At 32.5% G+C, this 22,461-nt stretch carries 21 protein-coding genes; all 21 read left to right on the top strand.

Annotated features, from left to right (window positions below):
• Nucleotides 1-6 precede the first annotated feature (6 nt).
• The 21 genes from KBW87_RS07065 (at nucleotide 7) to rfbD (ending at nucleotide 22,427) form a co-directional block, all read left to right on the top strand.
• The gene (locus KBW87_RS07065; protein ID WP_057811560.1) at nucleotides 7-801 is read left to right on the top strand and encodes a CpsD/CapB family tyrosine-protein kinase; all 795 of its coding nucleotides are present in this window, start codon (nucleotides 7-9) and stop codon (nucleotides 799-801) included.
• Nucleotides 802-803: 2 nt separating this feature from the next.
• A complete protein-coding gene (locus KBW87_RS07060; RefSeq protein ID WP_057811562.1) occupies nucleotides 804-1,574 on the top strand; it encodes a tyrosine-protein phosphatase in 771 nt (256 codons plus the stop codon).
• A 33-nt stretch (nucleotides 1,575-1,607) separates the two neighbouring features.
• Complete coding sequence (locus KBW87_RS07055; protein ID WP_057811564.1) at nucleotides 1,608-2,261, top strand: sugar transferase; 654 nt, start codon at nucleotides 1,608-1,610, stop codon at nucleotides 2,259-2,261.
• Between the two features lie 10 nt (nucleotides 2,262-2,271).
• The gene (locus tag KBW87_RS07050) at nucleotides 2,272-3,396 is read left to right on the top strand and encodes a glycosyltransferase family 4 protein (protein WP_057811565.1); all 1,125 of its coding nucleotides are present in this window, start codon (nucleotides 2,272-2,274) and stop codon (nucleotides 3,394-3,396) included.
• Nucleotides 3,397-3,460: 64 nt separating this feature from the next.
• The gene (locus KBW87_RS07045) at nucleotides 3,461-4,459 is read left to right on the top strand and encodes a glycosyltransferase family 2 protein (RefSeq protein ID WP_057811567.1); all 999 of its coding nucleotides are present in this window, start codon (nucleotides 3,461-3,463) and stop codon (nucleotides 4,457-4,459) included.
• A complete protein-coding gene (locus KBW87_RS07040) occupies nucleotides 4,449-5,453 on the top strand; it encodes a glycosyltransferase (protein WP_057811569.1) in 1,005 nt (334 codons plus the stop codon). The genes KBW87_RS07045 and KBW87_RS07040 overlap by 11 nt, the downstream gene beginning before the upstream one ends.
• A complete protein-coding gene (locus tag KBW87_RS07035) occupies nucleotides 5,454-6,749 on the top strand; it encodes an O-antigen polymerase (RefSeq protein WP_057811571.1) in 1,296 nt (431 codons plus the stop codon).
• Nucleotide 6,750: 1 nt separating this feature from the next.
• On the top strand, nucleotides 6,751-8,151 hold the full coding sequence (locus KBW87_RS07030; RefSeq protein WP_057811573.1) for an MATE family efflux transporter: 1,401 nt from the start codon (nucleotides 6,751-6,753) through the stop codon (nucleotides 8,149-8,151).
• Complete coding sequence (gene glf / locus KBW87_RS07025; protein ID WP_057811575.1) at nucleotides 8,144-9,265, top strand: UDP-galactopyranose mutase; 1,122 nt, start codon at nucleotides 8,144-8,146, stop codon at nucleotides 9,263-9,265. The genes KBW87_RS07030 and glf overlap by 8 nt, the downstream gene beginning before the upstream one ends.
• 5 nt (nucleotides 9,266-9,270) lie before the next feature.
• Nucleotides 9,271-10,698, top strand: a complete 1,428-nt coding sequence (locus KBW87_RS07020; protein WP_057811577.1) for a flippase — start codon at nucleotides 9,271-9,273, stop codon at nucleotides 10,696-10,698.
• A 271-nt stretch (nucleotides 10,699-10,969) separates the two neighbouring features.
• Nucleotides 10,970-11,647, top strand: coding sequence for an ADP-ribosyltransferase (locus KBW87_RS07015; protein ID WP_162255606.1), 678 nt, complete (start codon nucleotides 10,970-10,972; stop codon nucleotides 11,645-11,647).
• A gap of 485 nt (nucleotides 11,648-12,132) precedes the next feature.
• Nucleotides 12,133-12,642 carry a hypothetical protein gene (locus tag KBW87_RS07010; RefSeq protein WP_057811580.1) on the top strand — a complete coding sequence of 170 codons (510 nt, stop codon included), beginning with the start codon at nucleotides 12,133-12,135 and terminating at the stop codon, nucleotides 12,640-12,642.
• Between the two features lie 255 nt (nucleotides 12,643-12,897).
• On the top strand, nucleotides 12,898-13,677 hold the full coding sequence (locus tag KBW87_RS07005) for a hypothetical protein (RefSeq protein WP_157055172.1): 780 nt from the start codon (nucleotides 12,898-12,900) through the stop codon (nucleotides 13,675-13,677).
• Between the two features lie 156 nt (nucleotides 13,678-13,833).
• Entirely contained in the window at nucleotides 13,834-14,934 is a 1,101-nt protein-coding gene (locus tag KBW87_RS07000) for a hypothetical protein (RefSeq protein WP_057811584.1), read from the top strand.
• A gap of 730 nt (nucleotides 14,935-15,664) precedes the next feature.
• Nucleotides 15,665-16,840 carry a MerR family transcriptional regulator gene (locus KBW87_RS06995; RefSeq protein WP_057811586.1) on the top strand — a complete coding sequence of 392 codons (1,176 nt, stop codon included), beginning with the start codon at nucleotides 15,665-15,667 and terminating at the stop codon, nucleotides 16,838-16,840.
• Nucleotides 16,841-17,102: 262 nt separating this feature from the next.
• The gene (locus tag KBW87_RS06990) at nucleotides 17,103-17,315 is read left to right on the top strand and encodes an AlbA family DNA-binding domain-containing protein (RefSeq protein ID WP_057811588.1); all 213 of its coding nucleotides are present in this window, start codon (nucleotides 17,103-17,105) and stop codon (nucleotides 17,313-17,315) included.
• A gap of 180 nt (nucleotides 17,316-17,495) precedes the next feature.
• Nucleotides 17,496-18,638 (top strand): DUF8451 domain-containing protein, encoded by a 1,143-nt coding sequence (locus tag KBW87_RS06985; protein WP_057811590.1) that lies wholly within the window; start codon nucleotides 17,496-17,498, stop codon nucleotides 18,636-18,638.
• A gap of 227 nt (nucleotides 18,639-18,865) precedes the next feature.
• Complete coding sequence (gene rfbB, locus KBW87_RS06980; RefSeq protein ID WP_057811592.1) at nucleotides 18,866-19,903, top strand: dTDP-glucose 4,6-dehydratase; 1,038 nt, start codon at nucleotides 18,866-18,868, stop codon at nucleotides 19,901-19,903.
• A 6-nt stretch (nucleotides 19,904-19,909) separates the two neighbouring features.
• Nucleotides 19,910-20,794 carry a glucose-1-phosphate thymidylyltransferase RfbA gene (gene rfbA, locus KBW87_RS06975; RefSeq protein WP_057811594.1) on the top strand — a complete coding sequence of 295 codons (885 nt, stop codon included), beginning with the start codon at nucleotides 19,910-19,912 and terminating at the stop codon, nucleotides 20,792-20,794.
• Nucleotides 20,795-20,818: 24 nt separating this feature from the next.
• Nucleotides 20,819-21,427 (top strand): dTDP-4-dehydrorhamnose 3,5-epimerase, encoded by a 609-nt coding sequence (rfbC, locus tag KBW87_RS06970; RefSeq protein WP_057811596.1) that lies wholly within the window; start codon nucleotides 20,819-20,821, stop codon nucleotides 21,425-21,427.
• Between the two features lie 16 nt (nucleotides 21,428-21,443).
• On the top strand, nucleotides 21,444-22,427 hold the full coding sequence (rfbD, locus tag KBW87_RS06965; protein WP_057811598.1) for a dTDP-4-dehydrorhamnose reductase: 984 nt from the start codon (nucleotides 21,444-21,446) through the stop codon (nucleotides 22,425-22,427).
• Nucleotides 22,428-22,461: the final 34 nt, after the last annotated feature.

Genomic DNA, 22,461 nt, shown 5'->3' with positions numbered 1-22,461 from the left:
GCAGATATGTCTTTATTTAAGAAAAAACGTGGTACTAACGAAACTATGAAAAAGGGTGCCAAGTTGATCACTGCTGCTGATCCTCAAAGCCCTATCTCAGAACAATTTAGAACTGTTCGTACCAACATCAACTTCATGAGTGTTGATAAGGAAATCAAAACTTTAGCATTCACTTCTGCTAACATCAGTGAAGGTAAGTCAACTGTTACTGCTAACGTTGCTATTACTTATGCTCAAGCTGGTCGCAAGACTCTCTTAATCGATGGAGACCTTCGCCGTCCAACTTTACACAGTACTTTCAATGTGAAGAATAACAGGGGATTGACTACCGTGTTGACATCAGATGCTGATGAAATCGATTTAGAAGATGTGGTTAAGGAAAGTGGTGTTAAGAATCTTTCAATTTTAACTTCTGGTCCAATTCCACCTAACCCATCAGAACTTATCGGTTCTCATAGAATGCAAACCTTTATTGACTTAGTTAAGGCTCATTACGACTTGGTCATCATCGACTTAGCTCCAGTGCTTGAAGTATCCGATACGCAAGAATTAGCCAGCCACTTAGACGGAATTATCTTGGTCGTTCGTCAAGGTAAAACTCAAAAGGTTGCTATTCGTCGCGCCGTTGAAATGCTTGAATTTGCCAAAGTTCGCATCTTGGGTTACGTAATGAATGATATAAGCGCTGAAAATAGCGGCTATGGTTACGGTTATGGTTACGGTTATGGTTATGGCTACGGACAAGAAAATAAGAAATCCCGCTTCTTTGGTGGATCTAGCACAAATAAGGAAAGTAAGTAATTATGACCTTAGTTGATATCCATTGCCATATCTTGCCAGGGATTGATGATGGTTCTAAGGATTGGGAAACGTCTCTGCACTTGGCACGAGAGGCAGTAAAGGATGGCGTTACTCATGCAGTTGTGACGCCACATACACTAAATGGTAAATATACTAATCACAAGAAAGATATCATTTGGCTCACTGATCAATATCAGCAAAAACTTAATGAAGCGAACATTCCGCTTACGGTCTTTCCAGGTCAAGAAGTCCGCCTTTCAGGTGGGCTTATTCCTGCTTTAGAGGCAGATGATATTTTATTCTGTGATGCCGATGGTCAATATATGCTTCTTGAGTTTCCAAGCGAAGATGTGCCAACTTATGCCAAGAATACAATCTTCCAGCTTCATGAACATGGTATTACCCCGGTAATAGTTCACCCAGAGCGAAATAATCGAATCTTGAAGGAGCCACAGGTGCTACAAGAATTAATCGAACAAGATTGTTTAGTGCAGATTACTGCTAGTTCTTATACGGGATTATTTGGTGAGAAAGTTGAAAACCTGTCACGCAGATTAATTGAAGCAGGTCAAGGTTGCACATTTGCGTCTGATGCACATGATTTGCCAAGGCGTCAATATCAACTAAGTGAAGCATATGACAAAATGGAGCGCGAGTTTGGGAGCGAACTTGCGGAGGCTTGGAAAGAAAATGCACGCAAGATCATTAATGGTGATCAGGTGCAAATGGATTGGAGACCGTTAAAGAAAAAGAAGAAGTTTTGGCTATTTTAAAGCTAGAATTAATTTAGTGAGAGTGAGAGGAAAATGATTGTGACGGAAAAACTTGAAGTTAATCCAGCTAAGGTGCATCATCGCCCTATCTATCATGGAATTAAGCGATTATTTGATATAGTAGCTAGTGGAATAGGATTGGTATTACTTTCGCCACTGTTCGCTTATTTGGCAATTAGAATTAAGCATGAAGATCATGGACCGGCCTTTTATTCGCAAGAGAGAATTGGTAAAAATGGTAAGCCGTTTAGAATGTATAAGTTCCGTTCAATGATTGTAAATGCCGATCAAATGGTAGAACAACTTGAAGAGCAAAATGAAATTGATGGTGCCATGTTCAAGATTAAGGATGATCCAAGAATTACCAAGATTGGCCATACAATTAGAAAATATAGTCTTGATGAGTTGCCACAATTATGGAATGTCTTAATTGGCGATATGTCCTTAGTGGGTCCTCGTCCACCTCTACCTAGTGAAGTAGCTAAATATACTGATTATGATAAGCAACGCTTGGAAGTAATGCCTGGCTGTACCGGACTTTGGCAAGTAACTAAGCGAAATGAAGCTGACTTTGATGAAATGGTCTGGCTTGATATTATCTACATCAATCATTCAGGTTTATGGGAAGATTTCAAGATTTTGGTTAAAACTGTGGGTGTAGTGGTTCATCCAAATAGTGCGTATTAGGGAAGATTCTATGAATAAAAAAATTAGAGTTCTCCATATTGCAGAAGCAGCTGGCGGAGTAGAGCGGTATTTAGAAACACTTTTTAAATATAATGATAATGATAAAGTAGAAAATATTTTAGTATGTTCTCAAAATTATGATTCTAACAAGTTTAAGAATATAGCTAATCGAGTAATAGTCTTAAAGATGGCCCATGATATTGATCCCAAAAGTGATTTAAAAGTCGAAAAAAAATTAAGATCAATTATTAAACAATTAAAGCCAGATATTGTATATGCTCATTCAAGCAAAGCGGGAGCTTTTGCTAGAATTGCGGATCTCGGATTGAAGAATAAGGTTATCTATAATCCTCATGGATGGGCATTTAATATGCAACAATCTGCTAAAAAGAAAGAAATGTATAGATGGGTAGAGAAGATTTCCGCTCATTTTTGTGACAAAATTGTCTGCATTTCTGATGCCGAAAGGGAGTCAGCTCTTAGAGAAAAAATCTGTAAGCCAGACAAGCTAAAAGTAATTTATAACGGAATTGATATAGAGGAGATAGAGAAGACTTCTCCTATGAGTAGAACTCAATTAGGCATCCCTAAAGATGCATTTGTTGTAGGTATGGTAGGTAGAATATCTAAGCAAAAGGCTCCAGATACCTTTGTAAAAGCTGCAAAGTTAATCAAAAAAAAGATTCCCAATGCATACTTTTTAATAGTTGGGGACGGTGAATTACGAGATAAAATTGAAAATTTAATTAATCAATATAATCTTAGTTCATCATTTTTGATAACTGGCTGGGTAAATAATCCAACCGCATATATGAAGACTATGGATATAGGAATGCTATTATCTAGATGGGAAGGTTTTGGCTTAGTTTTACCTGAATATATGGCATCTAAAATTCCTATTGTAGCCACCGACGTAGATGCAATACCAAATATAATTAAATCTTCTCTAAATGGAATATTGGTTGAAAAAGATGATTATATTGCTATAAAAGATGCTGCTTTGAAAATCTATAGGAACAAAAATTATAAAGAACAGATGCAGACTTTTGCCAAATCTTATGTTCAAAAAAATTTTGATGGAAAAAGAGTATCAGATCAAAGTTATATTCTTTACAATCAAATTTTAAATTATTGAAATTGTTGTACGCTTCAAAAAATTAATATTATTACTTGTATACTTAATAATTAGGAGGATAAATGTGAAAACTTTAACTATATCAGTAGCCGCATATAATGTAGAATCTACGCTAGACAAAACATTAGCATCTTTTAATGATCCCCGTGTTTATGATGATCTAGAAGTTTTAATAATAGACGATGGATCAAAAGATAATACGAATCAAATCGCTAAAAAATATGAAAATATTGCTCCTCAAACATTTAAATATATTCCTAAAAAAAATGGAGGACATGGTTCTACCATTAATAAAGGAATGGAATTAGCGACAGGAAAGTATTTTAAAGTGGTTGATGGGGATGACTGGGTAGATACGTCTAGCTTAGTAAAGTTTATTGAAGATTTGAAGTCTCAAGATTCCGACTTAGTATTAACTGATTTTACTGAGATGTATCCAGATCAATCTAAAAATATTAATTTGATAAAAAATGTAGAACCAGCAAAAGAATATACTTGGAAAGATAAAATTGATATAAAACGAGTAGTATTACATACATTAACGGTAAAAACAAATTTACTTAGAAAGAATAATGTTCATATTACAGAAAATTGCTTTTATGTTGATGTAGAATTTGTAACATGGGCAGCTTATGTTTCTCAGACAATTACTTATTTTGATTTATATCTTTATAAATATCGGTTAGGAGAAGCAGATCAAAGTGTTGCAAAAGCTAATATGTTAAAGAATATTAAGATGCAAGAGAAGGTATCATATCAACTTGTAAAAATGTATGATAGTTTTACAAAAAATAATAAAATGTTGCCTAATCAAGAAGAAACCATATTTAATACATTTAGACGCTCAATAGGAAGCACCATGAGAACATACCTACTTATGTCTCTAGGAGAAGCTAAAAGTAGAACAAAAACGTTTGATAAAAATATTAAAAGACTTTCCTTGGCTAGCTATCAAAGATTAAATAATGATAATTTTATTCGATTAATCAGAAAAGGTAACTATTCTATGCTTCCCTTAGCCAAAGTTATGTATAGAATATGGGTAAAAAAATATGGATATTAATCATAAAAAAGCCATGATTATGATGGCAACGTACAATGGAGAATCCTATATTAAGGAACAAATTCAGAGTTTACAAAAGCAAACTTTTAAAGATTGGGAGCTATATATTAGTGACGATCATTCTACTGACCATACTTTGAATATACTTAAGGATTTACAAAAAGAGGATCCTCGAATAAAAAAAATAATTACTAATAATACTCAATATCATGGTGCTTTTGCAAATTACTTTAATTTGATGAGATATGTGCAAACTCATTGTGCACCTGTTGATTACTATTTTTATTGTGACCAAGATGATATATGGGATGAAAAAAAAATATCTTTAGAGATTAAAAGTATGGAAAAGTTAGAAGAAAAGTATGGAAAAACTAATCCTGTATTTTGTTATTGTGATTTAGAATTTTATGATAAAAATGGCACTGATCAACATGACAAAATGAGTAATCATATCAGAACACAGTTTATAGATAATCCCTATAATTCCTTTTTTAAAGATCAATATGTATGGGGAACAACTATAGGGCATAATTTTGCTTTGTGGAAACTGGTTAATCTTGGAACCTCGGCTCAAGTTAAAAATAATATAAGTCATGATGTATATCTTAGTAAATATGCACTTACTTATGCCCAAATAGCATATATTCCTGTTACCTTAGTAAAATATCGGAGAACTGGTAATAATGTAAGTGGCACTCCAGGAGTTTATACTATTAGTAATGTTTTGAAAAAAATTATTAATTTTAATCAAATTATTGATGATGCAGCTAGAAATTTTTGGGGAACTCTTTTTTTTGCTTACCATGTTCCTAAAAAATCCGAAGTTATTAAAGATATAAAAGAATGCTTTAATAACAAAGGACAAAAAAAATTTTTTAATAAGTATGACGTGCTAAAAAATGAAAGTACATTAGGGAAGATTTCTACAAAGGTTGTACTTTCTACAGGATTATATAAACATAGCTCTATTTTTAAACATGAAAGATATAAGTAAATGCTAATTCTTCTATTTTTAATATTTATATTATTATTATTTATAACTTATTATTTATTTGATAAAGATTATATGGCTCCTCCCTTTCTTTTTTGTGCAGTTTATATTATTAGTATTGGAAGTGCTTTAATTAATTATACTCAATGGGGATTACAAGATTATTCTATTACTCCTTTTTTAATTCTTTTAGGAGGAGCCCTTATTTTTATTTTTGTTGGATATTTAATAAAAAAATTAGTATGTAATCAAATACCGGATAATTATGATAGAGTACTGGCATCATCAAGAATCAATATTAATATAGGTATCTCATTTTTTTTGGTGATTTTAAATTTATGGATTCTATATTTAACTTTTAAAAGTGTAAAAGCCATAGGTGGAAATGGCTCTTTATCTCAAGTTATTGAAGCATATAGAGCGATTACGTCTTATGGAACGGATACTAGCATGAGTATTCCAGGATACATACAACAACTTCAAAAAATTCCTACTATTTGTGCATATATTTATCCATTTGTATTAATCTTTAATATTGTGAAAAGTTATGTAAATAAAAAAGACTGGTTGTTTTCTATAGCAAACGTATTAATTTTTGTTCTAATGAGTATGATCTTAAGTAACAGATTAAACATACTGGGTATGGTAGGGACCATTATTATTTATTATTTTGTTCTAAAACAAAGCCCTTCTAATAATCAAAATGTGAAAAGTTTATTTAAACTTTTAGGTATTTTTGTAGGATTAATGATCTTTTTTTATTCCATCCGACTGCTAGTCGGCAGGTCTAATTCGGCTGATTCAAGTTTTATGGATTATATAACTATGTATGTAGGGGGACCAGTTAAACTTTTTGATATGTTTATCAAAAATCCAATTCATGATGCTTCTATATGGGGAAAAGAAACCTTTATCTCTATGATAGGAACGGTGAGAGATCTTGGAGGAAATATCCCAGTATATTTGCAACATAAAGAATTTAGAACTTACAATGGCATTCAATTAGGAAATGTCTATTCCGCTTATAGAAATTGGCTTGCAGATTTTGGAATATCTGGGGTTATTATATTACAAACTCTGTTTGCAATCTTTTATAATTACTATTATTATTTGCTCCAACGAAGAAATATTATAAAACATAAACTTGCTTTTATTATATATGGATATATGGCAGAGGGGATATTTTTACATCCAATCGATGATTGGCTTTTTTCAATATATTTATCAGTTGGAATGATAATTTACTTGATTTTATTCTTTGTCTTATATAATTTGATTACTAGGAAAGTTAAGTTTTAATATGAATAAAGAAATTAAAAAAAATTTTTTATTTGCCTTTCTAGCACAATCACTCTCTTTAATTGTGAGTTGTGCTACTAACCTAATTTTGCCTAAGGTAATGAGTGTAGCCGATTTTAGTTATTGGCAACTTTTTATATTCTATAGTAATTATATTCCATGTCTGGCTTTGGGATTAAATGATGGAGTCTATCTTCGTTATGGAGGTAAAAAATTAGATCAATTAAATTACACTGCAGTAAAAAGCCAATATTATTTTGGAATTATTTTTCAATTAGTTTTAGGAATATTAGCTGGATTAATTTTGACTATTTTTTCTAAAACTTCTGAACGACGTTTAGTAATATTTTTTGTTATAGTATATTATTTTATATTTACGCTTCAAAATTATTTGGGGTACATTTTTCAAGCGGTGAACGAAACCAATATATATTCTAAATCAATTATTATCCAGAGAATAATATTTTTTGGATTTCAAATTTGCTTATTATTCTTGAGTATAACGGATGCCTTTATTTATATTCCATTTTATATTTTAGGAGTATTAGGGGCACTTGTATACTTAAGAGTAAAGATAAATCCCCAATTCCGTTCGAGTGCATTGAATTGGAGTATCGGAATTAGTGATGGGGTTACTAGTATGAAAATAGGTATTAGTTTAATGATAGCTAATGTTTGTTCAATGCTAGTTTTAGGAATTGGTAGACAAATTATTGATATGCGTTGGGGGTTAATAGCATTTGGAAAAGTTTCATTTTCACTCACATTAATGAACTTTGCATTAACTTTTATTATGCAAATAGGCTTAGTACTTTTCCCAGCATTAAGAAGATTAAAACAGGAAGATTTAAAGAATACATATAGAAAATTTAATATAAGGATTTTCTATATTCTCCCTCTAATGTATCTTGCTTATATTCCCGTGCAATATGTATTAAAACTATGGTTACCACAGTATGCAGAAAGTATCAATTATCTTGCTATAGTTTTACCAATATGTTATTTTGACAGTAAAATGGATTTGATCGGAAGTACTTTCTTTAAAGTGTTGAATAAACAGGTAACTTTATTAAGGGTTAATTTAATTACTATTGTACTTAGCGGAATTTTATGTGGAATAACTGCATATGTATTTAATGATATGAATGCTTTGATAATAAGTCTTGTGATAGCCATTGCTTTTAGAAGCATCTTGGCGGATTATGTATTAAGTCATTTTATTGGAATACGTATTACTATGTTAGATATTTTAGATGTGCTTATGGCTATTTTGTTTATCGAAGTTAATTATTTTTGTAATTGGTGGACAGCATTTTTATTACTCTTGTTTACATATATGTTGAGAGTAATATGGATAAAAAAGAGTAATTATGAAATGGATTTGAGTAAAATATATGGATAAAAATAAGTATTTAATAGTAGGGTCAGGCCTTTTTGGAGCAGTATTTGCTCATGAGGCTGCAAAACGTGGAAACAAAGTTACAGTTATTGAAAAAAGAGATCATATTGCAGGCAACATCTACACGAAAGAAGTTGATGGAATTCAAGTTCATCAGTATGGTGCACATATTTTCCATACTTCAAATAAAGAAGTTTGGAATTATGTTCATCAATTTTCGGATTTTAACCGTTATACGAATAGTCCTGTAGCGAACTACAAAGGTCATATGTATAACTTGCCTTTCAATATGAATACTTTTAGTGAAATGTGGGGAGTAAAAACCCCACAAGAAGCGATGGCGAAGATTAATGAACAACGTCAAGAAATGGCTGGGAAAGAACCAAAGAACTTGGAAGAACAAGCTATTTCTTTAATTGGTAGAGATATCTACGAAAAGCTTATTAAGGGTTACACTGAAAAGCAATGGGGTAGAAAAGCTACTGAACTTCCAGCTTTCATTATTAAGCGTCTTCCAGTTCGTCTAATTTATGATAACAACTATTTCAATGATGATTATCAAGGCATCCCAATTGGTGGTTATACTAAGATGGTTGAGAATATGCTTAATAATCCAAATATCACAGTTGAATTGAATACTGATTTCTTTGATAAGAAAGATGAGTATTTGAAGAATTACGATAAAGTTGTTTACACTGGCATGATCGATAAGTTCTTCGATTATAAATTAGGCGAACTTGAATATCGTTCACTTCGTTTTGAAACTGAAGAAAAGAATGTTGGTAACTACCAAGGAAATGCTGTTGTTAACTATACTGAAGCTGAAATTCCTTATACTCGTGTAATTGAACACAAGCATTTTGAATTCGGTAAGGGTGACAAGGATAAGACAATTATTACCCGGGAATATCCAGCTGACTGGGAGCGCGGAGATGAACCTTATTACCCGGTAAATAATGACCGTAACAACGATATGTATGCAAAATATGCAGAGCTTGCTAAAAATACTGATGATAAAGTTATTTTTGGCGGACGCTTAGGTCAATACAAGTATTACAACATGGATCAAGTTATTGCAGCCGCGCTTGATGCAGTTAATGATGAATTTGGTGATTAGTTTCTATGAAGGTTATCAGAAATTACCTTTATAATGTAGGATATCAAGTTTTAGCAATTATAGTACCTTTAATTACTTCCGCTTATGTCAGTCGTGTTTTGCGCCCTGAAGGTGTAGGTGCGAATGCTTTTACTAATTCAATAATCCAATATTTTATTCTTTTTGCAAGTATGGGAATTGGATATTATGGTAATCGGCAAATTGCTTATGTACGTGAAAATCCTCGAAAAATGTCTCAGACATTTTGGGAAATTCAAATAGTTAAAACTATAATGACGCTTCTTGCAATCATTGCTTTTGAAGTATTCATGATGTTTTATACTAGACAGCCAGAATATATGGTTGCACAATCTATCAATTTGATTGCAGTAGCCTTTGATATTTCTTGGTTTTATGAAGGAATTGAGAACTTTAAAGTTACTGTTTTAAAGAATTCCTTTGTTAAGTTATTGTCAATGGCAGCTATTTTTCTTTTGATTAAGGGTCCTTACGATGTAACTTTATATATTGTTGTCTTAGCAATTTCGACATTATTAGGTAATTTGACCTTATGGCCTAATATCAAAAAAGATCTTCCTAAGATTAATATTAAGATTTTAGATCCTTGGCGCCATTTTCTGCCAATGGCAGAATTGTTCATTCCTCAAATCGCTACACAAGTTTATGTTCAATTAAACAAAACTATGTTAGGTGGAATGGTAAGTGAAACTGCTTCAGGTTATTACCAATATTCTGATAACTTAGTCAAATTAGTTTTAGCTTTAGTAACAGCAACCGGTACTGTTATGCTCCCTCACGTAGCTAATGCGGTATCAAAAGGAAATATGCGAGAAGTTAATCGAATGCTTTATAAGTCATTTGATTTTGTCTCTGCCGTTTCCTATCCAATGATGTTTGGACTTGCTGCAATTTCTTTAACATTGGCTCCTAAATACTATGGCCCTGGATATGGTCCAGTTGGTTCAGCTATGATGATTGAATCTATCGTAATTTTAATGATTGCCTGGAGTAACGTATTGGGAGTTCAATACTTACTTCCAATTCATCATCAACGTGACTTTACTATCTCGGTAACGATAGGGGCTTTTGTAAATATCATCTTGAATATGCCTTTAATTCATACGTGGGGATTATATGGAGCAATGTGGTCCACTGTAATTTCTGAAATTTCAGTAACTGTATATCAACTTTGGGCTGTTAGAGGATTACTAAACTATAAACAATTATTTTCTAGTTCTTGGAAATATTTGTTAGCGGGAATTGTTATGTTCATTCCTGTATTTTGGATGAATCAACATTTGAAAGATAGTTGGCCTATGATGGGATTAGAAGTCATCGTTGGCGTCATTATTTATGGAGTAATGGTATTAATTTTAAAAGCTCCAATTGTAGATCAAGCTAGAGATTTAATTATTGAAAAATTGAAGAAATAGGATTGAATAACCTCAAACTTTACATGGGGAGCCTAAAATACCCTACATTATTCGGTAAGAACTTGACTATAACAACTTCAGCACTAAGAAGATTAATGGTAAATTTTCCTAGGCTTTGCAGGCTAACAATTATTACGAGGAAAATAGAAGCTGTTTAACTAAATAGATTGAAATGAACCTCCATCGAGCGAATGCTTAGGGGAGGTTTTTGTGTACTAATAAGTAAAATTATTTTAAGAAAGGAATTATGATATTGAGGTGGTTAAAAGACATGCTTAATAAAATGAAATATGGTAAAATAAATTTTTTAATTAACAAAGATCAATATAATTCTATACCCGAAAATCAAATTTTTGAGTGGAAAGAAAATATATACGGAGAATGGTTTAGAGAATATAAAAAAATCTTTGAGAGGATACAGCATACTAATAATCAATTTGAAAGGGACCTCAACACTCAAATTTTTAATCCTCTTATGGATTATGAGGGTTGGGTATACCAACGAATTAATTATTATTTACGGTATGGGAAATTTGTTGATAATTATTCTTCAGAACGTGAACATATATTAATTGATATTTCCTTGTTAAGATGGGCAATATATTCTTCTCCCACTATTCCAAACAATATAATAGTTTATAGAAGAATTCCGGAAGAAATTGCATCTGAAATTGTTGAAAATAATAAAAATTTTGAAGAGAAGGGGCCTTTTCAAGAGAAAGGATTTATGAGTACAAGTTTATCAAAACGTCTGAGTTCAGATTATCCTCATCACTATGTTTTAAAAATTTATGTATCTGAAAATAGTTATGCTGTATGTGCAGATATGGAAGAAGATGGAGAATCCGAACTGATTTTTCCTCCAAATTGTTATTTGCAATTGATTGATTATCCTTTTAGGGATGATGAAGATATTGTAATTCCATGTAAATTAATTCAATTTACGTAATTTCGACCACTATAATTTTGTAATTTTAGAAAGAATTAAGTAAAGATGTATATAGATAAAATTTGACTATTAATACTTGTACCACCAATAATTAATATGTTAACTTTTCTAATTAGATTAGCTAAAAAAGACATCATTATTATAGTGACAAGAATTCTTATTATAGGGGAATATGCGTATTAGTATACTGTATTTGGGACCACAAAAAATAGGAAAGATTTGCAGTATGTGAATTGAGTATAGTCATGGTAGCAATTATATTGAGCAAAATGAAGTTAAAAACAATGTTGAATAAAAATGATTAATTAAGTGAATATGCTACAATGAAATTCCATCAAATTTATGGTTGATGGGATTTTTTATTTTGCAAGTCTTACCTTTTATTATCTGTGAAGAATTAAAAAACAAAGATATGATAATTTTGATTATTCATCAATGACAAATAGGTATATACTAACAGAGGAATAATGGGAGAGGAGAAAGATATGAAAATTAGAAAAAGTTTAGTTTTAGTAGTGGGGATGTTATTTACTATTTTGGGAGTCGTAACAATTACTCATTCTACTCAAGTAAAGGCTTCTGTTTTTCAAAAAATTAATGTGCCTAAGAGATTTAGAGGAACTTGGTATGGTTATGATTACACTAATAAGCTTAAAGCGTTTAAGATTTCGCGCTCAAAGATTGTATTAGCTGGTTATTCTGATGCAGGTACGAAGGCTAGAACTTATAAATATACTGATCGTGCGCATAATTCCAACGCAGATTATAGTTCACATCAATTAATTAAAAGTAAGGGCAATAGGATGCGAATGAGCTATCCTATGGGTGAAACAGCAGTTGTATATGTTACCAATAATCGCAAAAAACTCTATGTGGGAATTAATACTGCAGTAGACACATATTATAAGAGTAAGGCGGCTGCAAAGAAGAATCATAGAGTTGATAACAAAAAAAGAAGATCACCTAAGCTTTTTAGATTTATTTGGCAACTGTAATTGATGAAAAAGTTAATTTTGGCGTTCAGGTGGTTCATAATTAATCGTCTAGGGATTAATTAAGCAAGTAATGTAATTTTTTTATTAATATAACCATTTAAAAAGATTCAGTTTTTGTGACATAAAGGAGTTTATATTATAAGAAAGAATAAGTCATTAACAGTAAAGAAAGTTTCAGTAATCTCTAATGAGAGGAATTGAGGCTTTTTTTATGGATATAGAGGAATATAGGTTGTATTAATGGAGATTGTCATAATGAAACAACGTGAATTATTAATTATTGTAGTTTCAGCGATAAGTGGAATATTTGGGGGCGTAATTTCTTCTCTCTTTATTACTAGAAAATTACCTGTGCAAGAAATAGGTGATTTAGCTAGCTGGGTAAGCGGAATAGGGACGGTTATTGCGTTCATAGTAGCATATGTAGAACTAGTTAATTCTAAAAAAAGGTTTGAAAAAGAGCATAGACCTGAATTGAAAGTTTTTACAGGATGGAAAGATGCGGCAATTGTTAGCAGAACAAAAGATGACAATGAAAGTTATGACACTGGAATAGATAATCCAGGAATAGAGTTACATATCATTCCGATAAATGGAGGGTTGTCAGCGGGTATATATCGTTATGTAGGCATATGTAAAAAAGATAAATTGAACGAAGTATCTTTTTTAATAAAGAAAGTAAAAATTGGAAATATAACTGCTGAAGAAGTTGATAAACTTGCTACTCTTATATATTATACTCCAGCAGATATTGGGCAAACTAGTCAAAGCCATGATATGACGGGGATGAGTTTGTTATATCCAAATGATAGTAAACTATTTCAAACTATAGAACCAAATCATGTGGGAAAAATTATTGATAAAAAGAGATTGGATATAGAGAAAAAATTAAATATTAATATTTCTAAAGATGTAGTAGAAGTATTGTATATGGATCTAAATATGAAACTTTATAATTTTGAAGTAAAAACGTATACATCTCCTAAAAGTATAGTAAATATTAATTTAAATGGTAGTAATGAATTAGTGATATAAGTCCTACTTTGATAAACAATATAAATGTATGACTCTTTGTTCAAAAAGTTTATCAATATAGATAAGTCATCAATAGAGAAAGCTTTTTAAGTAGGAGAGAAGAGATTTGTAATAAATAGCTTTTGAAACAATAAAAATAGTATAAGGAGATTTCTTGTGGCTGAAGAGAATAAAAAAATAAATTGTAGTCAAACTATTCGATCCTTGTTAAATGCTTTATCAATATATGGATTTGTGTGTCTAATAATTTCCTTTATATTGATGTTTATATTTAACCTTAATGAAAAAGTTCTTTTATATTTAGGAGGAATAGATGTGATGACTTATATGATTGGTGGAATAATATTTTACTTTGGGAGAAAAAAACCTGAAATTAGGGCTTTCAATAGTAGAATAAAAGAGACCTCATATATTTTAGCTGTCACATATATGATTTTGGAATTAATTCCAAAATTGGAAACTATATGGTGTCGCCTAGTAGTTGGATTGCTAATATTGGGTGTTATCTGGTACTGTATTGAAAAGTTTAAAAAATTTCTTCTTTATAAAAATCAGGAAACCTTAAAGTTTATAAGTATTTGTATGGACATAATAGAAAGCGCTATTTTTTACTTAGTAATTGAAACAATTATTTTAGCAATAATTGTTTCTTTATTTCATATAAATGGAATAATTAATAATTGGGTGCCAATTTTTATTATTTCAGGAGCTTTGACCATCATAGTTTTTGAATATTGGTCAATTCTTATTAATGTAAAAGCTATTTTAATATATATTTTTCTTTGGATTATAATCCCAATAATTATTTTTGTATTTTATGTCCAAAATTGTATTACAGGAGGATATAATACATTCCATTTTTTATTTTTAATACTTGCAGCTTTGGATTCTTTTGCATTAGCCACTTTTAGCAATGAAATGCAAACGCTAGTGGGTAAGAAAATTCATGATAAGGATGGATTTATTGCTATTACTAAAATAGTTTTAGCAAATGTTACATTATTAGTTGCTATAGCAACGGGAATATTTGAAAAAAATAGATTAAAAAATTTTATTTTTTGGATTTGTTCATATTTTTATCGAATTAGTAAGAATTGGCATATAAATTTGAATTTTTCAATTAATGGAAAAATGACAATGTTCATTTCAATTACGTTATTTTTTATTATATTATTAAGTTTTTTATTAATCTTTTTGGAAAAGAAATTTTTAAATTGGGGAATAAATAAATTAACAAAACACGGCTTTATTGATTAATATGGACTCTCTTTTAATGAAAGTATTAGTAGGAATAGAGTTGAATTAGTCAAAATAATGTGATGATAGAGATCAATATGAATATTGTGGTCCTTTCATAGGTTTTTATACCCAATGTGATTATTTGATTTCAACTAAAGTTTTTGGTTTTGAGGAGCTATCTTGTAGTCATAGAATAGTATGCTTGATTAAAGCGTGCATATTATTTTATGCACGTATGTGATGACATTTTCTTGGAGATATGGCTATAAAATATAGTTTGATAAACGAAAATAATATTTGTTAAAATAAATTTTTTGCTCTAAAGTTGCCATATTATCCCTCTAACTGATGTAGGGGAAGGGTATAATTAATGCTGTTCTGTATGATCCCAATTGCGTAAAACCGCTAAGCCAAAATGTTTATTTATAGTTTAATTTTATACAAATAATTGTATACCAAAAAAATTCAATTTTATAAAAAGTCTAATAAAGGTTCGCTTGAATCATGGTTACCCAGCATGCATATTAAAGGGGGGTATGAAGAACGAGCAGCTAATAAGCTTGGATTCAGCTGGCCCAATTAGGTCATATAATTTTAGATTTTCAGGTTCATTAAAATAAGGTAGTTGTAATTATTAATAAATAAAAGATAACAACAGATTGTATAAGAAGCACTTCTAAATAGGAGTACTTTTTTATAAAGAATATTTTAGAATGATTATGTCAAATAAAGGAAATAATATCTCAACATGCCAACATACTACACAAGTGGTGAATTTGCGAAGAAGGCGCATGTGTCGATTCGTACAATTCGCTATTACGACCAAAAAAATTTATTAAAGCCGACTGCTCATACTAAAGGGGGAGCCCGGCGTTATACTGACAGAGATTTTGCTAAACTTCAGCAAATTCTTCTTTTGAAGTATCTTGGTTTTTCCCTAAGTGATATTAGGGAAATGACTATTGGATCAGGGGATCAGCAATTATTGCTTGATTCGCTTCAAATTCAAAAACGACTTGCTGAAGAACGTTTGGAAGAAATGAAGAATGTTATAACGGCGATTGATTCAACTAGGGATGCATTGAAGGATGAGGGAAAAGTTGACTGGCAGAAGATGTTGGACTTGATTCACTTAACTTCTATGAATCAATCCTTGAGTACGCAATATCAAAATGCAACTAACATTTCTGCTAGAATTAGATTGCACCGAGATTATTCCACTAATAAGGAGGGTTGGTTCCATTGGCTTTATAAGCATTTGGATTTGAAACCGGGAATGAAGATATTGGAATTAGGTGCTGGGAATGGAACTTTATGGTCGCAGAATATCGATCGAGTTCCTAATGGTGTAACGATCGTTTTATCAGATATTTCCGAGGGAATATTGGCAGATGCCAAGAATGATATTGGGGATCATCCGCAATTTCAATATGCGGTGTTTGATGCGCAGAAGATTCCTTTTGCAGAAGATACTTTTGACTTAGTGATTGCTAATCATATGCTCTTTTATTGTGATGATATTCCTCAGACTCTAAGTGAAGTTCGTCGAGTATTGAAGCCTGGAGCTTCTTTTGCTTGCAGTACTTATTCTAAGAAGCATATGCGAGAGATTACTGACTTAGTACAGAATTTTAATTCGAATATTGTTCTGTCATCAGTTAACTTATATGATCGTTTTGGTTTAGAGAATGGAAAGCAGATTTTGAATTCATATTTTAAGGATATTACTTGTCACAAGTATGAAGATGCAATTGAATTGTCTGAATCTACACCGCTGATTTCGTATATTTTGTCTTGTCATGGGAATCAGAATGCACTTTTGTTAGATCATTATCCGGATTTTAAGCATTATGTTGATCAGAAAGTAAAAGATGGCTTCTATATTACTAAGGGTGTAGGGTATTTTATCGGTAAAAAAGTCTAACTTTTTTATTTTTGAGATATCGGTAATCTAAACTTATGCTAATTTGGATGTTTGTAAATTTCAAGGTATAATTAGTAATTGTTGATAATGACCCTATAGATTATCGTAAATAACTATTTATTAAATAGAATTTACACATATCACAAAAATGCTAAAAAGTCAATTCTTTTCTTTTGCTTTTTAAATAGGCGCTGGAGTGGCTTAAAACGTTGATACATCAGTATTACTTTCTTTTCTTTTTCTTTTACTTATAGGTGAACTTATGGATTTTATTAACTTTATTAAAGATATGGGTACTAGTGAATTTACAACCCCAAAAGAAGGCTTGCATTTAGAATTCAAAACAGCAAGTTGGAAATTACCTCAAAATATATGGGAAACAGTAAGTTCATTTTCCAATACGGATGGCGGTCTCATTGTATTAGGTGTAGATGAACCCAAATCACATCATTATAAAATTGTAGGTGTTGATTAACCTGATGATGTAATTAAAGAATTATTTAATAATAATAGCAATCCCAAGATCGTTAACAAGCCGGTAATTCAAAATTCCGATGTTGAAGTTACTCGCTTTAATGGGAAAACATTACTACAAATTAAAATATTTCCAGCTCAGTTTTCTAATAAACCAATTACTTTTAAAGATAAAGCGTACATGCGAACTGATGATGGGGATCGTTTTGCAACACATGATCAGCTGAAGTATTTGTATGCTGAAAGTCAAGATCAAGTTGATACCAGATTACTTAAAAATTTTGATTGGGATAGTGACTTAAATTTAGAAGATGTCAATGATTATAGTAAAAAGTTAGGAAAGATAGAAGATGCAGATAGTGTGTCAAAATCAGATTATGAGCTTTTAACAGATATCGGAGTGTTGAGGCGTGATAGACGTTCTTCAAGTAAAGAACGTAAATTGACAGAGGGTGGATTATTATTCTTTGGCAAGTTTATGTCAATAATGGATAGATTTCCTAGGTTTCAATTAGATTATACAAGATATGCTAGAGATGGAGACACAGATTGGGTTGATCGTGTGTCGGCAGGTGATATGAATTATCCCGAAATGAATGTATATTCATTTTACAATTTAGTTCTTCCTAAAATCACTTCTAATATTAATGATAAATATGTTCAAGATGAGGATTTAACTCGAGGAAGCTATGTTGCTGATTTGAGATCTGCTGCAAAGGAAGCGTTGGTTAATTGCTTAATGCATGCTTATTATGATGGAACAATAGCAATTCAAATTGAGGATCGTCCAAGTTATTGGGAATTCACAAACCCCGGTGATATGAGAGTCAGTAGGGAATCATTTTTGCGCGGTCAAAAGTCAGAAGTAAGAAATTCGGAAATTGCCACTTTATTTAGAAGGATTGGTATTTCAGAAAAAAGAGCCAGTGGAGGACCCAGAATTTTAAGAGCCGCAAGCAGAAATCACTTAATGGAACCAGAAATTGAAATTGATGCGACTAATAAAATTACTAAGATCAGAATTTGGAAAATCGATATTAGAACAAAAATTGATGATGAAATGATCTTAGATCCAACAGAAAAATTTATTATTGATTATGCTATTCAAAAGTCTGAGTTTAGTTTTTCTCAGATGTTTAAAGATATGAATAATAGATTTGGGAGCAATAGTACGGTAAGAAAAAGACTTAATCATTTATTAGATAAAAAAGTTCTAGTTTCAGAAGGAAATGGTAAATCTACTGTATATAAGTTGGAAAAAACTAGTGAACAAGAACAGGTGGATAGAATAATGAGATTGAAAAATATGGAAGAAAATTTGTGATAAATAGAGTTTTTGTTTTTATGATACTAGGGAGATAACCCAAAAGCACGACTTTGCTAAAGAAAAAAATTATTTTTATTTTACTCTTAATTTAAGTCTGTCTAAATGATGAGATAACGGGATATGATTAGTAAAAAAGTCTAACTTTTTTATTTTTACTATTGAAAGTGACGTAACGTAATGTTATATACTTCATATGAACTAAGAAATCTTATCGGAGGATTAATATGAAAGTTATTGTTACTGGTGGTGCCGGTTTTATCGGTTCAAACTTTGTTTTTTACATGTTAAAGAAGCATCCAGACTACGAAATTATCTGCTTGGATAGCTTAACTTATGCAGGTAACTTGTCTACATTGAAGGGCGTAATGGACAATCCTAACTTCAAGTTTGTTAAGTTAGATATTCGTGACCGCGAAGGTGTTTACAAGTTATTCGAAGAAGAAAAACCTGACGTTGTAGTTAACTTTGCTGCTGAAAGTCACGTTGACCGTTCTATTGAAAACCCAGAAATTTTCTTAGAAACTAACATTATTGGTACTTCAGTATTGATGGATGCATGTCGCAAGTACGGTATCAAGCGTTTCCACCAAGTTTCAACTGACGAAGTTTACGGGGATTTACCACTTGATCGTCCAGACTTGTTCTTCCATGAAGACACTCCACTTCACACTTCTAGTCCTTATTCCTCAAGTAAGGCAAGTGCCGATTTACTCGTTGGTGCCTACGGCAGAACTTTCAACTTGCCAGTAACCATCTCACGTTGTTCTAATAACTATGGCCCATATCAATTCCCAGAAAAGCTTATTCCATTAATGATTCAAAGAGCTTTGAACAATGAAAAACTTCCAGTTTACGGCGATGGTGAAAACGTTCGTGACTGGCTTTACGTTGAAGACCACTGCAAAGCTATCGACCTTATCTTAGAAAAGGGTACTCCTGGTGAAGTTTACAATATTGGTGGTCACAACGAAATGCACAACATTGACATTGTTAAGCTTATTTGTGACTACTTAGATAAGCCATACTCATTAATTGAACACGTTACTGACCGTAAGGGTCATGACCGTCGTTACGCCATCGATCCAGAAAAGATTCACAACGAATTAGGCTGGCTTCCTGAAACCATGTTTAAAGATGGTATCAAGAAGACTATTCAATGGTACCTTGACAACAAGGAATGGTGGGAAAACATCATTTCTGGCGATTACCAAAATTACTACGATGAAATGTATGGTAAGAAGCAAGTTTTAGATAAGGACTAATTCAAAATGAAGGGAATTATTTTAGCGGGCGGTTCAGGTACACGTCTATACCCATTAACTTTAGTAACTAGTAAGCAATTGTTGCCTGTTTATGACAAGCCAATGATTTATTACCCATTGTCAACTTTGATGTTGGCTGGAATTAAGGATATTTTGGTTATTTCTACTCCAGCTGATACTCCACGCTTTAAGGAATTGTTAGGAGACGGTTCACAATTTGGAATTAAGTTGACTTATAAGGTTCAACCAAGTCCAGATGGATTGGCACAAGCCTTTACGTTGGGTGAAGATTTTATCAATGGCGAACCTTGTGCGATGGTACTTGGTGACAATATCTTTTATGGCAATGGCTTTACTGAATTACTTAAGAATGCCGCTCAAGATGCACAAGACGGTAAGGCAACTGTCTTTGGTTACTATGTTAACGATCCAGAACGTTTTGGTGTGGTTGACTTTGATGAAAATGGTAATGCTGTTTCTATTGAAGAAAAGCCAGCACAACCTAAGAGTAACTATGCTGTAACTGGACTTTATTTCTATCCAGCTGGCGTTAGTGAAAAGGCGGCTCAAGTTAAGCCTAGTGCACGTGGTGAAGTTGAAATTACTAGTTTGAACGATATGTATTTACAAGATGATAACTTGGGTGTTCAACTTTTGGGACGTGGCTATGCTTGGCTTGATACTGGCACTATGCAAAGTTTAGTTGATGCTTCTAACTACGTTAAGATGGTAGAAGAACGCCAAGGAGTTTCTGTTTCAGCTCCTGAAGAAATTGCCTACATTCATGGCTGGATTGATAAGGATGAACTTCTTGAAGCAGCTACTCACTATGGTAAAAGTCCATATGGCAAGCACCTTAAGTCAGTTGCTGAAGGCAAGTTACGTTACTAATTTTTGAAAGGAAGAAGAGTAAAAATGGGACAAATTAAAGTTGAAAAGAATGTTGGCGGCATTGAAGGTTTAGCAGTTATTACCCCAACTGTTCATGGTGATGATCGTGGTTACTTCATGGAAACTTTTAACCAAAGAGACATGATGGATGCAGGTTTTAGCATTAACTTCGTTCAAGATAACCAATCAAGTTCAACTAAAGGTGTACTTCGTGGTTTACATTTCCAAAAGCATTATCCACAAGTTAAGTTGGTTCGTGCCGTTCGCGGTAGCGTATTTGATGTTGCTGTTGACCTTAGAAGTAATTCAAAGACTTACGGTAAGTGGTATGGTGTTGAATTAACTGCTGAAAACAAGAAGCAATTCTTGATCCCACAAGGTTTTGCTCATGGTTTCCTTGTTTTGAGTGACGAAGCAGAATTCTGCTACAAGGTTAACGATTTCTGGCACCCAAACGATGAAGGTGGTATGGCTTGGAACGATCCCGAAATTGGAATTGAATGGCCACATCTTCAAGGTAATTACCCAGAAAATGCCAGTGCTGAAGGCTACACTTTAGATGATGGAACAAAATTGACTTTGTCTGATCGTGACCAAGAATGGGTTGGTTTGAAAGACACTTTCAAGTTTTAATTAGTGAGGTAATTTAATGAAAGTTTTTGTGACTGGAGTCAATGGTCAACTTGGCCATGACGTAATGAATGAACTTGCTAAGCGTGGGTATGAAGGTGTCGGCTCAGATTTAGCACCTGAATATGCCGGTGTTGCTGATGGTACAGCTGTAACTAAGGCACCTTATGTTTCTTTAGACATCACCGATGCAGATGCAGTCGATAAAGTTATTTCTGAAGTGAATCCAGATGTCATTGTTCACTGTGCTGCCTGGACTGCTGTTGATATGGCAGAAGATGATGACAATGTTGAAGCTGTTCGTAAGGTTAATGTTGGTGGTACTCAAAACATCGCCAATGTTGCCAAGAAGTTAGACGTACCAATGGTATACATTTCTACTGATTATGTATTTGATGGTCAAGGAACTACTCCGTGGAAGCCTGACTTTAAAGGCTATAAGCCAATGAATGTTTATGGCGAAACCAAGTTAGGTGGCGAAGAAGCTGTGGCTAACACTTTGGACAAGTACTTCATCGTTCGTATCGCTTGGGTATTTGGTGTTAACGGTTCTAACTTCATTAAGACCATGCTTAAGGTGGGTAAGAGCCATGATGAAGTTAAGGTTGTTGACGACCAGATTGGGACTCCAACTTATACTTTTGACTTGGCACGTTTGCTCGTTGATATGATTGAAACTGATAAGTACGGTTACTATCATGCAACCAATGCTGAATTGCCAGAGTCTGAAGGTGATCATAACGCTGATGGTACTAAGACTGGTTATATTTCTTGGTATGATTTTACTAAAGAAATTTACCGTCAAGCTGGCTATGATACTAAGGTTATACCTGTAACTACGGAAGAATATGGCTTATCCAAGGCTGTGCGTCCATTTAACTCTCGCCTTGACAAGAGTAAGCTTGTCGAGAATGGCTTCCAGCCACTTCCAACTTGGCCTGATGCCATTAAACGTTACTTAGAAATCTTGAAAAAAGACGGTTTCTTTGACGAATTAAATTAATAATTACACTCAATCTACCCTATTGAGAACAAAA

Source organism: Lactobacillus intestinalis, from assembly GCF_024397795.1.
In the GTDB taxonomy this organism is placed as follows: domain Bacteria; phylum Bacillota; class Bacilli; order Lactobacillales; family Lactobacillaceae; genus Lactobacillus; species Lactobacillus intestinalis.
The sequence above is the reverse complement of the archived record's forward strand: the minus strand, read 5'-3'. Positions and strand labels throughout refer to the sequence as shown.

Bases quoted from the DNA above. Each gene is read 5' to 3' on its own strand.
- KBW87_RS07065 (WP_057811560.1), top strand. From the start codon at position 7: ATGTCTTTATTTAAGAAAAAACGTGGTACTAACGAAACTATGAAAAAG.
- KBW87_RS07060 (WP_057811562.1), top strand. From the start codon at position 804: ATGACCTTAGTTGATATCCATTGCCATATCTTGCCAGGGATTGATGAT.
- KBW87_RS07055 (WP_057811564.1), top strand. From the start codon at position 1,608: ATGATTGTGACGGAAAAACTTGAAGTTAATCCAGCTAAGGTGCATCAT.
- KBW87_RS07050 (WP_057811565.1), top strand. From the start codon at position 2,272: ATGAATAAAAAAATTAGAGTTCTCCATATTGCAGAAGCAGCTGGCGGA.
- KBW87_RS07040 (WP_057811569.1), top strand. From the start codon at position 4,449: ATGGATATTAATCATAAAAAAGCCATGATTATGATGGCAACGTACAAT.
- KBW87_RS07035 (WP_057811571.1), top strand. From the start codon at position 5,454: ATGCTAATTCTTCTATTTTTAATATTTATATTATTATTATTTATAACT.
- KBW87_RS07030 (WP_057811573.1), top strand. From the start codon at position 6,751: ATGAATAAAGAAATTAAAAAAAATTTTTTATTTGCCTTTCTAGCACAA.
- glf (WP_057811575.1), top strand. From the start codon at position 8,144: ATGGATAAAAATAAGTATTTAATAGTAGGGTCAGGCCTTTTTGGAGCA.
- KBW87_RS07020 (WP_057811577.1), top strand. From the start codon at position 9,271: ATGAAGGTTATCAGAAATTACCTTTATAATGTAGGATATCAAGTTTTA.
- KBW87_RS07015 (WP_162255606.1), top strand. From the start codon at position 10,970: ATGCTTAATAAAATGAAATATGGTAAAATAAATTTTTTAATTAACAAA.
- KBW87_RS07010 (WP_057811580.1), top strand. From the start codon at position 12,133: ATGAAAATTAGAAAAAGTTTAGTTTTAGTAGTGGGGATGTTATTTACT.
- KBW87_RS07005 (WP_157055172.1), top strand. From the start codon at position 12,898: ATGAAACAACGTGAATTATTAATTATTGTAGTTTCAGCGATAAGTGGA.
- KBW87_RS06995 (WP_057811586.1), top strand. From the start codon at position 15,665: ATGCCAACATACTACACAAGTGGTGAATTTGCGAAGAAGGCGCATGTG.
- KBW87_RS06990 (WP_057811588.1), top strand. From the start codon at position 17,103: ATGGATTTTATTAACTTTATTAAAGATATGGGTACTAGTGAATTTACA.
- KBW87_RS06985 (WP_057811590.1), top strand. From the start codon at position 17,496: ATGCGAACTGATGATGGGGATCGTTTTGCAACACATGATCAGCTGAAG.
- rfbB (WP_057811592.1), top strand. From the start codon at position 18,866: ATGAAAGTTATTGTTACTGGTGGTGCCGGTTTTATCGGTTCAAACTTT.
- rfbA (WP_057811594.1), top strand. From the start codon at position 19,910: ATGAAGGGAATTATTTTAGCGGGCGGTTCAGGTACACGTCTATACCCA.
- rfbC (WP_057811596.1), top strand. From the start codon at position 20,819: ATGGGACAAATTAAAGTTGAAAAGAATGTTGGCGGCATTGAAGGTTTA.
- rfbD (WP_057811598.1), top strand. From the start codon at position 21,444: ATGAAAGTTTTTGTGACTGGAGTCAATGGTCAACTTGGCCATGACGTA.